This is a genomic window from Gillisia marina (assembly GCF_000258765.1).
In the GTDB taxonomy this organism is placed as follows: Bacteria; Bacteroidota; Bacteroidia; order Flavobacteriales; family Flavobacteriaceae; genus Gillisia; species Gillisia marina.
This window is the reverse complement of the sequence record NZ_AJLT01000022.1, coordinates 23,522-39,869: the sequence shown is the minus strand read 5'-3', so window position 1 is coordinate 39,869 and position 16,348 is coordinate 23,522. Positions and strand designations below refer to the sequence as shown.

Below are 16,348 nucleotides of genomic sequence, written 5' to 3'. Positions count from 1 at the left end.
CTGACTTATTTAGATGCTGAACCAAGTTCAGCATGACATAAAACCTGAACGATACGAGATAAAAGTAATCACTGGCACAAAACTAGTCAATCAGGAAAAGTTTTATAAATACTCAAGGAACAAATAAAAAAGACCTGTTTTAAACAGGTCTTTTTTATTATTAATTTAAGATCATTTCGAAGCTCAACTGCTTGTATTTATTAATACGCAGGGCTTTAGAATAATTTAAAAGGAACTGAAGGGTTTCCTTTTTAGGGTTTAATTTGTTCAATTGTTCTCCTATCGAAGGTTTAGTGTAAAGGTGCTCCATTTGGTTAACTTTAAGTTAGTTTAAATGAAGAACGTATTTATAGTACTCTTATTGTAAATTAATTTGTTAAAATTAGGTTATGTTTTTCAATTAATTTTCTCAAATTAATTAATGCATAACGCATTCTTCCTAAAGCGGTATTTATGCTAACTCCGGTACTCTCTGAGATCTCTTTAAAACTCATATCCTTATAAATTCTCATCGTTAAAACTTCTAACTGATCTTCGGGTAATTCTTTAATTAATTCTTGAACATCACATTCAATTTGATCTTTAATTATTTGCTTTTCAATATTCAAATCCCCGTCACTTAATACAGAAAAAATATTAAAATCTCCGGTGTTCTGAAACTTAGGCATTCTTTTATTTTTTCTGAAATGGTCTATCACCAAATTATGCGCAATTCGCATTACCCAAGGCAAAAACTTACCCTCTTCGTTATACTTTCCTCTTTTAAGAGTATTTATAACTTTTATAAAAGTATCCTGAAATACATCTTCAGAAACATCTTTATCAAAAACTTTTGAATAGATGAAGCTGTATATACGTTGTTGATGTCTATTTATTAAAGTAGAAAGTGCATTTTCATTCCCTTGAATAAACTCTTGCACTAGTGCAGCGTCAGTTGCCTTTATGTAATCCATAATAGTTACTTTATTATCGGGTATATAAGAATACCGTCAGGTTAGATTTTTAACTTACAAAAGTAACTTTATGCAATAGGCAATAGATTTTTAAGATGTGCGTTGATGCTCCAAATATAGCAACATATATTTTACTTTAGCAAACTTAATTTCGTTTTTTTAACAAATCATATAGATTTTGTTCACTTTTTACACTGATTCTTATTGAGTACCTTTGCGTTTTATTTCTACAAAATAATTTCATGGCTATAGATATTTCAAAGGTTAACCCCAAAGAAAACATTATAATTAAAGGTGCAAAACTTCATAATCTAAAGAATATTGATGTTGTAATTCCAAGAAATAAGCTGGTAGTAATTACCGGATTATCTGGTTCCGGAAAATCAAGTTTGGCTTTCGATACACTTTATGCCGAAGGTCAGCGCCGCTATGTAGAAAGTTTATCTTCGTATGCAAGACAATTTCTAGGCAGACTAAATAAACCAAAAGTAGATTATATAAAAGGAATTGCTCCAGCGATCGCTATAGAGCAAAAAGTGAATTCTACGAATCCTCGTTCTACTGTGGGTACTTCTACTGAAATCTATGATTATTTAAAACTTTTGTTTGCTCGAATTGGTAAAACCTTTTCTCCTGTTTCTGGAGATGAAGTAAAAAAAGATACCGTAACAGATGTTATAAATTATGTAAGGTCTTTTCCGGAAGGTGAAAAAATGTTACTTCTCTCCCCTATTCATTTGGAAAATGGAAGAATTTTGAAGGAGAAATTGAAAGTACTTTTACAACAAGGATATAGTAGAATAAAAGTGAATGGGGATGTTGTAAGGATAGATGAAGCTTCTTTGGATAAATTAAAGGCTGAAGAAGTTTCTTTAGTCGTAGACCGAGTTGTAACTAAAGATGATGAAGATTTCCTTAATAGACTAGCAGATGCCACTCAGGCTGCATTTTTTGAAGGAAAAGGGGAAATCTATCTTCAAAGCTTATCTGATAACAAATTAAGGCATTTCAGCAATAAATTTGAACTCGATGGAATTACCTTTCTAGAACCTAACGTGCATCTTTTCAGTTTTAATAATCCTTACGGAGCTTGTCCTAAGTGTGAAGGCTACGGCGATGTTATTGGAATAGACGAAGATCTTGTTATTCCCAACACCGCATTATCGGTTTACGAAAATGCCATTTTTCCTTGGAGAGGCGAAAGTATGAGTTGGTATCGAGATCAAATGGTGAACAATTCCCATAAATTCAATTTCCCAATACATAAACCCTATTTTGAGCTTAATCAAGACCAAAAAGATCTTATCTGGAATGGAAATTCTCATTTCGAGGGACTAAATACGTTTTTTGAATTTCTGGAATCCAAGGCCTATAAAATTCAGAATAGAGTAATGTTATCTAGATACAGAGGAAAGACTAAATGCACCCTTTGTAAAGGAAAAAGACTGCGACCAGAGACCAATTATGTGAAAGTTAGTGGAGCTAACATAACTGATCTTGTTGAAAAACCTATTGATAAAGTTCGTGAGTTTTTCAAAAACCTTCAACTTAACGAAACCGATACCCAAATTGCAAAACGTCTTTTAGCTGAAATTAATAATCGCTTACAATTCCTTTCTAATGTTGGATTAGATTATCTCACATTAAACAGGAAATCCAATACCCTTTCCGGAGGAGAATCTCAACGTATCAACTTAGCAACTTCACTTGGGAGTAGTTTGGTGGGTTCCATGTATATTTTAGATGAACCTTCAATCGGTTTACACCCCAGAGATACCAAGAAATTGATTGAAGTACTTAAAAATCTTCGAGATCTTGGAAATACGGTAATTGTTGTGGAGCATGATGAAGATATTATGCGAGAAGCAGATGAAATCATCGATATTGGCCCTGAAGCCGGAACTCATGGCGGAGAAGTTGTTGCAACAGGAACTTTTAAGGAAATTCTAAAAGCCGACTCGTTAACTTCTAAATACTTAAATGATACCATGCGGATTGAAGTTCCTAAAAAAAGGAGAGCCTCAAAGCAATTCGTGAAAATTATAGGAGCAAGAGAAAACAATCTAAAAAATATAGATGTTATATTTCCTCTAGGAGTATTTACCGCTGTAACAGGAGTGTCCGGAAGTGGTAAAAGTACCTTGGTGAAAAAAATTCTATATCCTGCATTGCAAAAAAGCATCGGTGGATATGGAGAAAAAGCAGGACAATTTACAGCCATTGAAGGGGAATATAAAAACACGAAATCTATAGAATTTGTAGATCAAAACCCTATTGGAAGATCTTCCAGATCTAATCCTGTTACATACATTAAAGCTTACGATGATATTAGAAATCTTTTTGCAAACCAGAAGTTGTCTGTGATTAGAGGCTTTAAGGCCAAACACTTTTCCTTTAACGTCGATGGCGGAAGATGTGAAACCTGTAAAGGAGAAGGAGAAGTGACCATAGAAATGCAGTTTATGGCCGATGTTCACTTGGAATGCGAAACCTGTAAAGGAAAAAGGTTTAAAAAAGAAGTATTAGAAGTTCAGTTTGCCGATAAGAATATAGATGATATTCTTACAATGACCATCGATGAAGCTATTGAGTTCTTTGACACCAATGATATTCACAAGATCACTAAGAAGCTTCAGCCATTACAGGATGTGGGCTTAGGGTACGTTCAATTGGGACAAAGTAGTTCTACCCTTTCCGGTGGGGAAGCTCAAAGAATAAAACTAGCATCATTTCTAGTTAAAGGGACAACTAAAGATAAAGCGCTCTTCATTTTTGATGAACCTACAACAGGATTGCATTTTCATGATATTCAAAAATTACTAAAATCGTTTACTGCACTTATTGAAAAAGGCCATTCTGTGATCGTGATAGAACACAATATGGATCTTGTAAAATGTGCCGATCACATTATAGATCTCGGTTTAGACGGAGGAGAAAATGGAGGTTATCTAATTGCTGAAGGTACGCCGGAAGAGATTTCAAAAAATAAGAAATCCTATACCGCCCCTTTCCTAAAAGAGAAATTATAAAATATGTTCTTTTATCTGACTGACAATTAGCGATTTAAAAACCTTTATTCTAAATAATATATAAGTTTAAGCACTAACATAAGGGAAAACCCCCAGATTTTGGCACGCACTTTGTATTAGTTGAGTCAATAACATCCAACTAAAATTAATCTGTTTAACCTAAAATCACCCCTATGAAAAATTTAGCACTCTTATTTACACTGCTCTTCGTTGGATGGTCGGCTTCTGCCGGTTCTACTGATAATTCTAGTTCTTTTCCATTTAATAATTATGGGGAATCTTTCATTTTTATTGAAGGCGGCGTAGAATTCGCGGTTTATCCTAACGGAGAATTCGACTTTTATTACGACCCGCAATTTTCAAGAAATTCAGTTCAAATCTCTACCCCAAGAGTAAATATCAGTTATAATTCAGGATACAATTACGATCCGTTTGTACAATATGATGATTTTGGTGCTGTAATTCAAATTGAAAATGTACCTGTTTATTATGACTATTACGGAAGAATAATTCAGGCTGGAAATATCTTTATAGATTATAATAGATATGGAAATGTTTCAAGGCTTGGAGGATTACATATTCAATATAACAGTTTCCATAGGCCTATACATTATTCGGGATCTATAAATGCTTATAATTCAAGATATGTTTATAGACCATGGCACAAGTATTATGCAAGACCTCATAATTCTTATAGGATAGTTTACTATCAGCCGTATAGAGCATATTATGAGCCTATCAGAATAAATTATCATCAACATTTTAATTACTATCAGAGTAAAAAGTATCATCTTAAAAAGAGAAATGATTACTATAGACCAGGACGAAGTAATAAAAACATAGCATATAATCACGGAAGAAGAACTTCACAAAAAAGAAATTTGGACGCCATTTCCGGTAGGTCTTCAAGATCTTCAGCAGATATAAGTAGGAGAACTAATAATATTTCTTCTGGTATAGTTTCAACAAGAACAAGAAGTAATAGAGATGTAAGTAGAAATCAATTATCAGAAAGAAGTTCTAATTCTAGAGGGATTTCCAGAAAAGAAATTTCTAATAACGAAAGACATGAAGCTGCAGTGAGATCTAATAGAAACTCTTCTAGTGTGGCAACGAAACCCACAAGGTCGAATAATGATCGAAGAACAATTACTAGAGATAGAAGTTCTAATGAACGTGTTAATGTTGTTAACAGTAGAAAACAAGAACCACGGACTGTAAGTAGAAGAACTCCTCAAACTAGAAAAAGTAGTTCTGTAGCTACGCGAACAAGTTCTCCTAAAAGAACAGCTACAGCTCAACGAGGAAGAACTGAGAGCAGTTCTCCAAGAAATGCAACAGTACAGAGAACACAAAATAATAACAGAAAAGAAAGTGTTAGAACGAGTAAAAACACACAAAATTCAAGATCAGGGAGAACATCTTCTTCCCGAGATGATGCTAGAAGTTCTGTAAGAAAAAGATAAGTTTAAATTTTTGGTTGGTTAGTTAGAAAATCTCTACGAATATTGAAAGATGTCGTGGGGATTTTCGTTTTGCCCTCATTGAGGGTTTTTTTAATATAAATATCCTCTTGATGGAAGTAAAAATTTTAAATAGAAAACTTCAATTTTTTTGAGACCCTTCGATAAACTCAGGCTTAAATTCTTAGCATGTCATCCCGGTTAGAAGGGCATCTCATAAAGTATTATACTTCATTTAGATTCTTAATTACGGTCAGAATCTTACAACATTGTAATTCATGACAACAAATTGAAACCCTGAAATAGATTCAGGGTGACGACATAAATATTTGAACAAATATTGATATAATTTAATTCTCAAAAACTACTTCGCGTAGTGTTTTTTATACTTCCAGAAAGAAACTGCTCCTAAAAGAGCAACAACTGCCACTGCATAATAAATAAAGGTTGGCGTAATCACTTTATCTCCACTAGCATAAGAATGTAGTCCTGCCAGATAGAAATTCACTCCAAAATAGGTCATCATAATACTTGCGAAAGCTACAATTGCCATTAAATTGAAGAACCATCTGCTACGTAATCCCGGTACCAATCGCATGTGTATTACAAAGGCATAAACCATAATACTTACTAATGCCCAAGTCTCTTTTGGATCCCAACCCCAATATCTTCCCCAGCTTTCATTAGCCCATTGTCCTCCTAAGAAGTTTCCAATGGTTAGCATAACCAATCCAACTGTCAGCGCCATTTCAGTAATAATGGTTATCTCCTGGATATTCAATTTCATTTTTGCCTTATTTTCTTCGGTGGTAAGGATCATAAGTATCAGCGAAACCGCTCCTAAGATCATTCCTAAGGTAAAAGGACCATAACTACCAACAATGACTGATACATGGATCATCAACCAATAAGAATCCAATACAGGCTGTAAATTGGCGATTGCAGGATCCATCCAGTTCCAGTGAGCGATCATTAAGATCATCGAGGCTACAAAAGAAGTAGATGCAATCGTTAAAAAACTTTTTCTTCCGAAGGCCAAACCAAAGAACATGGTGGCCCACGCAACATAAATCATAGATTCATACGCATCACTCCACGGTGCATGACCAGAAATATACCATCTTGCAGCAAGTCCTAATGTATGTACGATAAAGAGGATCAAAATCACAATCGCACTGGTCTTGATTAAGGTTCTTATAATTTTAGAATCTTTAAAAATTTGTGCAACAACCAAAATAAGCATGATCAAACCTGCAAACATATACCACATAAAGAGGCTACGGAAAATATCGTATTTATTATAAAGCACTTCTGCATTTATCTTTTCTTCTGAAGGTATTACCTCGGCACCAAACTTTTTCTGATAACCTGTAATACTTTCAAGCAACTCATCAGACTTTGTGTAATCTCCCGATGCTTTAGATTCCCTAAGCGCATTCATATAAATTGGTAAAATCTGTCGTGCATAAACCGAATCCATTCCTGTCAAATTAGATTCCGGTACTTCAGGAAAAGAGATCCATTTGTTATTTTCATCACCCGGAATTGGAAAAATTCGCAATACCTTACCTTGTAAAGCATTGTAAAGTAAATTCACTTTTCTATCGGTCTCTATAAAATCTTTCTGAAACTGATTTGGGACACTTGCTTTATAAGCACCTTCCAAGTAAGGAGAAAGTTTATAGCTTCCTGAAGTATCAAAGAAATTGGTTAAAGCTAAGAATTCATCATCCTCATCTACACCTGCAATGCGCCTGATGCTATCGTTGTTGGGTTTAACATAGATTAATGGCACGTTATACCAAAGTGCAGGATTCTCTGTCATGGAGATCAAGATCTGATCTGCATTTAGCCCTTCGTAAGAATCTTTCTTACTTAATTTCCTTAATAATTCTGAAGAAAAAGTATTTGCCGGCTTCATTCTTCCCCCAGCATCCTGAATAACCAATTTCCCGAACTTTGCCGCGTGTTCTGCCTTCACAGCAGAAGATTGAAGCATCGAGTCTACTCGTGCCTTATTAGAAGTAACATGTGCATGATTATCTTCCGAAGATTCATTCTGAGCAAATCCAGAACTAAAACTCAAAAATAATGCAGCTACTAAGGTAAGTGCCGCTTTCTTTTCTTTCACTTTATCTAGCATTTCCTTCAATTTTCCGAACCTACTTCCTTTATCGAATAAAATCAGCATAAGACCTAAATACAATAAGAAATAGCCAATATATGTGATCCAAGTGCCCCAAAAATCATGATTTACAGAAAGCACAGTTCCTTTTTCATCCGGATCGAAAGAGGCTTGAAAGAATCTGTAACCCTCTTTATCCAATACGTGATTCATAAAAATCTCATAAGGTTCAGATCCATTATCATCAATCACTTCAACCTTACTTTTAAACGCAGCGTAACTCGGAGTTGGATTGTTCTCGGTTCCGGGATATTTATCGGCTATAAAATCATTTAACTTAATAGAAAATGGCAATTCCATTTCCTTAGAGCCATAATTTAGGTAGATATCCAATCCACCAACTTTTAAGTTTTTTGGAGGATTTACTACTCCTTTTCCACCTAGCATGCTAATAGTCTTAGATTCCCCTCCAGAAGTCACTTTTAGGGTTACTGCATTCAGCTGATTTTTCGCTTTTACTTCAGTAGGTACAATATCATAATTCCCTCTTGCCATTGGTTCCGGGATTACAAACTGCATTCCTCCAACATTGTACAAGGACCTCAACATTAAAGTTTGTGTACTATCTGCTACGACTTCTCCCTTAAACTGATCGGCCATTCGCATGAAGTCACCTTCAAATGGAGATCTTATTTTATAAGTTCCCTCCTCTTCATCTACTTCAATATTAATGGCGCCGTCTGTTGGCTTATTTAAAGTAAATAAGGTATTATGAATATTTGCTATTTCTCCTTCTTTTAAATAATGATCGTGTCTGGCTCCGTCGCCGGCTTCCACAATTTTTAGATAATTGTCTCCGTTCTCTGCCAGAATCAAACCTTCTTCTGCGCCATGAATGAAGTTAATTACCTCGATATCTACTTTCTGACCGTTATAGTCGGTATTAATAGCGATATCATTATCTGTTTCTGGGGCTAATAGGACTGCTTCCTCTACTACTCTTCTACGAGGTTCTCCATCTATCTCCCCATCTAAATAGGCAGTTAAATAGGTTCTTTCAGAGAGAAATGAACTCGTGGTTTCTCCTTCACGAATTGGCATAATCCCTTCGTAACTTATATATCTAGTTACAAAAGCACCAACTAAAATTAAAATGAATGATAAGTGAATTAAAAGGGAAGACCATTTTTCGCGCTTATGCATCCCATAACGAATGATATTTCCGCAGAAATTGATAACAAAAAATAGCATTATACCCTCGAACCACCACGTATTATAGATTAATATGCGAGCGGTTTCTATGGTGTACCAACTTTCTATGAATGTTCCCAGAGCCATTGATATGGCGAAGACAATGAACAAGACTGCCATTATTCGGGTAGAGAATAAGACAGACGCGATTTTATTTTGCATTTAAGACTACTTTAAAACGCTGCAAATTTAACTAAATTTAAACAGTTAGCAGCCTTTAAAAACAAGCAATTCCTATCATCAAATGTTAATTTTAAACCCGGAAATTTTGGTATTTTAGCCGAATGAAGCGTATTGTACTTTTTGGAACCGGAAATGTAGCCACTCATTTATTTGAGGCTTATAAAAATTCCGCTGATTTTAAGATCATTCAGGTTTATAACCATGCTTCAAAGAGCCTTGAAATTTTTAAAGATCGGGTTGCTACTACCACAGATCTTAATAAGATTCTTCCTGCCGATATCTATATTCTTGCGCTGAAGGATGATGTTTTAGCTGAAGTAATTCAAAAAATGCAAAATACCGATGCCTTAGTGTACATACCTCTGGTGCTGTTTCTATAAACGTGCTTAATAAATTTGAGAATCAAGGCGTGTTTTATCCGCTTCAAACTTTTTCTAAAAATAAAAAAGTTGATTTTTCCGGAATCCCAATTTGTGTTGAATCAAATACAAAGACCAGTACTAAAACATTAAAGAAGTTAGCTTCGGGAATTTCAGAAAAAGTGTTTGAGATCTCTTCAGCGCAAAGGAAATCGCTGCATGTAGCCGCCGTCTTTGTGAGCAATTTTGTAAACTTCTTATATACCGAAGGAGAAAAAATCTGTAAGGACAATCAGGTTCCTTTTGAAATCTTGCACCCCTTAATTCTGGAAACGGCTTCAAAAGCGATCAACATGAGTCCGAAAGAGGCGCAAACCGGGCCAGCAAAAAGAAAAGATCAAGAAGTTATTAGTTCCCACTTAGAATTACTGAATGAGGAACAACAAAAAATATACTCACTTTTAACCCTATCTATTCAAAATCTCCATGGAAAAGAATTATAAAGAATACTTAAATCACGTTAATACATTAATATTTGATGTCGATGGTGTACTTACCGATGGAACCATTCAAATAAATACGGCAGGCGAATTATTACGCACCATGAATATTAAAGATGGCTACGCACTAAAAACCGCAGAAATGGCTGGGTACAATGTGTGTATTATTTCGGGCGGGAAAAATGAAGGAGTTAGAAAACGTTTACGAGATCTTGGAATTACCAATATTTTTCTGGGAGTATCCGATAAAGTGGAGCAGTTAAAAGAGTTTATGGACATCTACGATATTAATCCGGAACATGTTCTTTACATGGGTGATGATATCCCGGATCTTTATGTGATGAAACTAGTAGGAATGCCTTGCTGTCCTCAAGATGCTGCCGCAGAGATCAAGGATATTAGCCGTTATGTTTCTCATAAAAAAGGCGGAAAAGGCTGTGTACGGGATGTGATCGAGCAGGTTTTAAAAGTACAAGGGAAATGGCTTCAAAATCATGACGCTTCAAAAAGCTAAATGATTTAAAATTTCCATCTAGAAACTGATTTAATCAAAAGTAATTTATGCTTTTATCCATTTTGAAATTGGTGAGATTTCCAAATTTATTAATGATCCTTCTCACACAAGTCTTAATTAAATATGGCTTGTTTGATAGTTTCGGAATTAGCATCACCTTAAGCGGATTAGGTTTTTCTCTGCTTGTAATAGCAAGCATTTGTATTGCCGCTGCAGGAAATGTAATTAACGACATCCATGATCTGGAAACAGATAGGATTAATAAGCCTGAAAAAGTGCTGATAGGCACTAAAGTCTCTATCAATTCAGCATATACCCTTTATATTATATTAAGTATTATAGGTGTTGGGATCGGCTTTTATCTATCTAACATTATTGGAAAACCGGGTTTTTCAGCAATATTTATTATTATCTCTGCGCTGCTTTATTTGTATGCCACCTACCTAAAACACATAATGCTTGTAGGAAATTTGGTAGTTAGTGCATTAGTAGGTTTCAGTATTATTATTGTAGGATTGTATGATCTATTACCGGCTATTACCCCGGAAAATCAACAAACCCAATCTACCTTCTTTTCTATAGTTTTGGATTATGCCCTGTTCGCTTTTTTGCTGAATTGGCTTCGTGAAATGGTAAAAGACCAAGAGGATATTAAAGGAGATTATAACGCAGGAAGAAATACACTCCCGATAGCACTAGGAGCAAAACGAGCTAATTTGGTGATTTTTATTATAGGTTTATTACCTCTTGCAGCAATTATTTATTACCTATACAATTATCTTTTCGAGAATTTAGTGGCGGTTTTATATGTGCTATTCTTTATTGTAGCTCCTTTACTCTATTTTTTGATAAATATCTGGACTGCAGAAACTAAAAAGGATTATTCCAAACTAAGTTTTCTGCTTAAACTAATTATGTTCCTTGGGATTATATCCCTTGGACTTTACAAATTCATATTACTATAAATTATGCTGAAGGAAAAATTAAAAAATCACCGAATTATATTAGCATCCGGATCCCCAAGAAGGCATCAGTTTTTAAAGGACCTAAAAATTCCATTTATCATAGATGTTAAGAAAATAAATGAGATTTATCCCGAGAATCTAAAGTCTTCAGATATAACTGATTACCTATCTGAACTTAAAGCAGAGGTTTTTATTCACGAACTTAGGAAAGAAGATATTTTAATTACCAGTGACACCATTGTCTGGCATGAAAATGAAGCTCTAGGTAAGCCCGAAACCACTACACAAGCAAAGGAGATGTTGCAATCCATGTCCGGTAAAACTCATGAGGTTATTACCTCTGTTACTTTTACAACTTCTGAAAAACAAAAAACTGTAAACGCATCTACCTTAGTTACTTTTAAAGATTTAACTGAAGAGGAAATAGATTACTATATTTTAAATTATCATCCTTTAGACAAGGCAGGCGCTTATGGAATTCAGGAATGGATTGGGTTGATAGGAATAACAAAAATTGAAGGAAGTTATTTTAATGTGGTTGGACTTCCTACGCATTTGGTTTATGATACTTTGTTAGAAATCGCTAGCTAATAAACTAACTATATGTTTTTAATTGAAAAATATAATTTTAAATAATGTCAGGTTGAGCATTTCGACTTCGCTCAATACAGGCTTAAGTGAAAATCTAATCATTATACAGCAATAGTTCTCGACTGCGCTCGAACTGACAAATGGATAATAGCCTATTTACTATAAAAGAATTGGTTAGCTTTATAAGGAATAGTCATAGAACAATAGATATTTAAATATTATTTGATGAAAGTTAATTATCACCATCTCTTGTACGGAATTTTCATGTTGATCCTTCTATCGGGTTGTAAAGAGACTTCTTCTTCAGATGAAGCCTTACTTCCCGAGCGCAAACTTTCTGAAGAATTCAAATCTTATTGGTTTAATGGAGAAGCAGAGCTTACTTCGTACAAATTAGAACAGTCTAGATATGGAGAATCGAGAGAAGGAACTGCAGTTCTTATTTTTGTTACTGAAGAATTCCTACCGGATGCTCAGGTAAAGGCAAACGAGAAAACTGACAAAACCCTCCCTATCCTTAAGCTAAATGCTACTAAGAAATTCAATACAGGGATTTATCCCTATTCTATTATGCAGAGCACTTTTTATCCCCTAGAAGGACATTCGCATGCATTAAAAGTTTCGGCTTCTATTCAGGAATGGTGCGGTCACGTATATATTCAACTTAATAACAGGAAGGATTTCGAAATAGATTCGCACTCTTATTTTGAAGGGGAAGCAGACAAAGATTTGAAATTAAACAAAACCTATTTGGAAAATGAAGTTTGGACTCAGTTAAGAATAAACCCCAACCTCTTACCAACGGGAAAGATTAACATGATTCCTTCTTTCGAGTATTTAAGACTGGGGCACAAAGAAATAAAAGCTTATCAGACACTAGCCGAGTTTTATCAAGATGGAGACTATAGCGTTTATAAAATAAGTTACCCCGAACTGCAAAGGGATTTAAAAATCTATTATTTCAATATAGCTCCTTTTAAAATTGAAAAATGGCAAGAAGAAACTCAAACAAATGGAAAAACACAAAATACAACTGCTACAAAAATGAATGAGATAAAATCTGCTTACTGGAATAAAAATTCCAATAAAGATTTACATTTGCGGGAGCAACTGAATTTAAATTAATGACAGAGATCTTCTACACATATCAAAATGAAATAATATATACCACCATAATTGTGGTTTCGCTGCTTATCATTCAGTTTACAATGAAAAAAGCTGCACATAGGGTTGGGAAACAAAGCGAGATTCATATTACCAGAACACGCTTAATGTTTAAATACATTAATATTTTGGTTTCCTTAGTTGCTGTTTTTGCATTGGCTTTTGCTTGGGGAGTTGGTTATAAGGATCTTTCCCTTATTTTTTCATCTGTTTTTGCTGTAATTGGGGTTGCATTGTTTGCTATTTGGTCTATTCTTAGCAATATCACTTCCGGAATAATTCTATTCTTCTCCTTTCCCTATAAAATTGGGGATAAAATCAAGATTCATGATAAAGATGCTCCTATTGAGGGAATTATAGATGATATAAAAGCATTTCATATTCATCTAATTAATGATGAAGGAGAATTAATAACCTACCCAAATAATCTAATTTTACAAAAAGCGGTATCCCTTATCAAGAAGGATGTCTATCTGGATGAAGGGAAAGACAGCCTATAGATTACCCTTGATTCAAAAACTTTTAGGCAAGTCCCAAATTATCGGAAGGAAAATACATTTAAAAAACTTGAATCAGGCCACGGGGAATTAAACCCTCAATGAGGGAAGAACCCCTTAGAAATTTATATATTTGAAATTATTGAATCTAATATTTTCAGATGCGTAAAATTCTCCCATTATTAATGTTCCTGTCAATTATTTCTGTTCAAGGACAAACTCCCAAAAAATTAAATTCAGCAGAAATAGATCAAGCTCTTAAAAAGTTGAACTTTTTAGGCTCTGTCTTATATATTGCTGCACATCCAGATGATGAAAACACCCGATTAATCTCTTATTTATCTAACGAAATAAATGCAAGAACGGGCTACTTATCTATCACTCGAGGAGATGGAGGTCAAAATCTTATTGGACCGGAATTAAAGGAACTATTGGGAGTTATTAGAACTCAGGAGCTATTGGCCGCTAGGAGAATAGATGGTGGAGAACAACGTTTTACCCGAGCAATCGATTTTGGATATACAAAGACTCCGGAAGAGTCCATGAAAATATGGGACAAAGAAGTGGTTTTGGGGGATGTCGTTTGGGCAATTCGAACCTTTAAACCAGATGTAATCATCAATAGATTCAATCACCGTACGTCAGGGGAAACTCATGGGCAACATACAGCTTCGGCTTTGTTGAGTGTAGAAGCTTTCAAATTAGCTCAAGACAAAAATTCCTATCCAGAGCAATTAAACTATACAGAAGCTTTTTCCCCTACCCGACTCTATTTTAATACCTCGCCATGGTTCTACGGAAGTCAGGAAGCATTTGATAAAGCCGATAAATCTAATTTCATTCAATTTGATACCGGGATTTATTTCCCTTGGAATGGATTGTCGAATCCTGAAATCGCTGCATTAAGCAGAAGTCAACATAGATCACAAGGTTTTGGTAGTAGCGGAAGCCGCGGTAGCCAAATAGAATATGTAGAATTAATTGATGGAGAGATACCGGAAACTAAAGGAGATCTTTTTGCAGGGATTGATACTTCATGGAATCGTATTGATGGCGGCGCAGCGATTGGGAAAATTTTAAATGAAGTTGAAGAAAATTATAATTTTAGAGATCCTTCAGAAAGTCTTCCAAAACTAATTGAAGCCTACAAATTAATTAATAAGCTTGAAGATGAATATTGGAAAACTTTAAAAATTTCAGAAATAAAAGAGATCATATTGGCATGTAGCGGTATTTATTTAGAAGCTTTAAGTAACAACCCATATTCAACACCAAATCAATTTATTGAAGTAAATTTAGAAGCGATTAATAGAAGTGATATTCCTGTAGAGCTCTCCTCTGTAACTGTCTTACCGGGCAGTCCTTCTGCAACGCCCAATAGAGTTTTAAGCAATAATGAGAATTGGAGAGAAAAACTGATATACACCATCCCCAAGGATGCAAAATATACGTCTCCCTATTGGTTAAATAAGAATCCGAATTTAGGAACTTATGTTGTAGAAGATCCAAAAATGATTGGTTTACCGGAAACCCCAAGATTGACGAAAGCAATTTTTAATCTCAAATTTTATGGAGAAACTATTCCTTTTGAAAAGGAACTTGTATACAAATCTACAGATCCTGTAAAAGGGGAAGTTTATCAGCCTTTTGAAATAGTTCCGCCTGTATCTGCTTCTTTTAACGATAAGGTGCTTATTTACACAAATGGAGCAGCCAAGCAAATACAATTAACCGTAACTGCCCAAAAAGAAAATGCAAAAGGAAAAGTTCGTCTAAAAGCACCTACAAGCTGGAAGATAGAACCTAAAGAGTCAAATTTCGATATTCAAAACAATGGAGCACTGCGAATCTTATATTCACTGTAACGCCGCCAGCAGAACAAAGCGAAGCCAACTTAATCCCGGAAATCATTTTTGAGGATGCTGTATATTCTAATGAGGTTCTAAAAATAGATTACGAACATATTCCTTTGCAATCCTTAGTCTTACCTGCCAAAACCAAGTTGGTGAAGTTAGATATTCAGAAAAAAGGAGAATTAGTAGGATATATCGATGGTGCCGGGGATGTAATTCCTGAAAGTTTAGAACAAATTGGATATAAAGTAATTAGAATAGATCCAAATGAATTAAACGCCGCTTCTCTTGCAAAATTTGATGCAATCGTATTGGGGATTCGTGCTTATAATACTTTAGATATTTTAAAATTCAAGCAAGCTGAATTATTAAAATATGTTGAAAATGGCGGAACACTGATCTCCCAGTATAACACAAACCGCGGATTGGTATTAGATAATATTGCGCCATATAAATTAGAACTTTCCAGAGATAGAGTGACTGAAGAGGATGCAAAAGTCGAATTTTTGAATCCACAACATCCTGTTTTAAATAGCCCGAATAAGATCACTCAAAAAGATTTTGAAAATTGGGTACAAGAAAGAGGTTTGTATTTTTCAGACTCATGGGCTCCAGAGTTCACTCCAATCCTAGAAATGAATGACTCTAATGAAGCTAGCAGCAAAGGAAGCTTACTTATTGCCAAATACGGCAAAGGACATTATATCTATACCGGATTAAGCTTTTTTAGACAGTTTCCAGATGCTGTACCCGGAGCGTTTAGATTATTTACTAACCTAATTTCAGTTGGAGAATAATGCAGACCCCAAAAAAGTACATCTGGAAAAAGTCTTATTCCCTAGTCCTTCTAGCGAATTTAGCATACATCATCTTATTCTATTTTTTAATGAACCTATTCTCT

Annotated in this window: 14 protein-coding genes; 11 read left to right on the top strand and 3 right to left on the bottom strand. The window is 34.8% G+C overall.

The genetic code is table 11. The features are described 5' to 3' along the window. Positions 1 to 160: 160 nt before the first annotated feature. Positions 161 to 310: a hypothetical protein gene (locus tag ON07_RS16680; protein ID WP_010229415.1), complete on the bottom strand. Its 150-nt coding sequence runs from the start codon at positions 308 to 310 to the stop codon at positions 161 to 163. A 58-nt stretch (positions 311 to 368) separates the two neighbouring features. After that, a complete protein-coding gene (locus ON07_RS06915; protein ID WP_010229413.1) occupies positions 369 to 953 on the bottom strand; it encodes an RNA polymerase sigma factor in 585 nt (194 codons plus the stop codon). Between the two features lie 242 nt (positions 954 to 1,195). Here ON07_RS06915 and uvrA point away from each other — a divergent pair, with 242 nt between their 5' ends. After that, positions 1,196 to 3,982: an excinuclease ABC subunit UvrA gene (uvrA, locus tag ON07_RS06910; protein WP_010229412.1), complete on the top strand. Its 2,787-nt coding sequence runs from the start codon at positions 1,196 to 1,198 to the stop codon at positions 3,980 to 3,982. A 173-nt stretch (positions 3,983 to 4,155) separates the two neighbouring features. Then, positions 4,156 to 5,448, top strand: a complete 1,293-nt coding sequence (locus ON07_RS06905; protein WP_010229411.1) for a hypothetical protein — start codon at positions 4,156 to 4,158, stop codon at positions 5,446 to 5,448. Between the two features lie 361 nt (positions 5,449 to 5,809). On the opposite strand, the gene ccsA is transcribed toward ON07_RS06905, so the two are convergent. Beyond that, complete coding sequence (gene ccsA, locus ON07_RS06900; RefSeq protein WP_029331634.1) at positions 5,810 to 8,983, bottom strand: cytochrome c biogenesis protein; 3,174 nt, start codon at positions 8,981 to 8,983, stop codon at positions 5,810 to 5,812. Positions 8,984 to 9,105: 122 nt separating this feature from the next. Between ccsA and ON07_RS17055 the strand changes: the two genes are divergently transcribed. The 9 genes from ON07_RS17055 (at position 9,106) to ON07_RS17740 (ending at position 16,244) form a co-directional block, all read left to right on the top strand. Further along, positions 9,106 to 9,384: a hypothetical protein gene (locus tag ON07_RS17055; RefSeq protein ID WP_010229409.1), complete on the top strand. Its 279-nt coding sequence runs from the start codon at positions 9,106 to 9,108 to the stop codon at positions 9,382 to 9,384. A gap of 2 nt (positions 9,385 to 9,386) precedes the next feature. After that, positions 9,387 to 9,866 carry a DUF2520 domain-containing protein gene (locus tag ON07_RS17050; protein WP_010229408.1) on the top strand — a complete coding sequence of 160 codons (480 nt, stop codon included), beginning with the start codon at positions 9,387 to 9,389 and terminating at the stop codon, positions 9,864 to 9,866. After that, entirely contained in the window at positions 9,850 to 10,377 is a 528-nt protein-coding gene (locus ON07_RS06890) for a KdsC family phosphatase (RefSeq protein ID WP_010229404.1), read from the top strand. Before ON07_RS17050 ends, ON07_RS06890 begins: the two co-directional genes overlap by 17 nt. 47 nt (positions 10,378 to 10,424) lie before the next feature. After that, positions 10,425 to 11,342, top strand: coding sequence for a geranylgeranylglycerol-phosphate geranylgeranyltransferase (locus ON07_RS06885; RefSeq protein WP_010229401.1), 918 nt, complete (start codon positions 10,425 to 10,427; stop codon positions 11,340 to 11,342). Positions 11,343 to 11,345: 3 nt separating this feature from the next. Beyond that, positions 11,346 to 11,933 carry a Maf family nucleotide pyrophosphatase gene (locus ON07_RS06880; protein ID WP_010229398.1) on the top strand — a complete coding sequence of 196 codons (588 nt, stop codon included), beginning with the start codon at positions 11,346 to 11,348 and terminating at the stop codon, positions 11,931 to 11,933. Between the two features lie 225 nt (positions 11,934 to 12,158). After that, positions 12,159 to 13,058 carry a septum formation inhibitor Maf gene (locus ON07_RS06875; RefSeq protein ID WP_316928110.1) on the top strand — a complete coding sequence of 300 codons (900 nt, stop codon included), beginning with the start codon at positions 12,159 to 12,161 and terminating at the stop codon, positions 13,056 to 13,058. Beyond that, positions 13,058 to 13,597, top strand: coding sequence for a mechanosensitive ion channel domain-containing protein (locus tag ON07_RS06870; RefSeq protein ID WP_010229392.1), 540 nt, complete (start codon positions 13,058 to 13,060; stop codon positions 13,595 to 13,597). The genes ON07_RS06875 and ON07_RS06870 overlap by 1 nt, the downstream gene beginning before the upstream one ends. Before the next feature lie 158 nt (positions 13,598 to 13,755). Then, positions 13,756 to 15,459, top strand: a complete 1,704-nt coding sequence (locus ON07_RS14795; protein ID WP_316928109.1) for a PIG-L family deacetylase — start codon at positions 13,756 to 13,758, stop codon at positions 15,457 to 15,459. Between the two features lie 104 nt (positions 15,460 to 15,563). After that, a complete protein-coding gene (locus ON07_RS17740) occupies positions 15,564 to 16,244 on the top strand; it encodes a hypothetical protein (RefSeq protein WP_316928108.1) in 681 nt (226 codons plus the stop codon). The last annotated feature ends 104 nt before the right edge of the window (positions 16,245 to 16,348 follow it).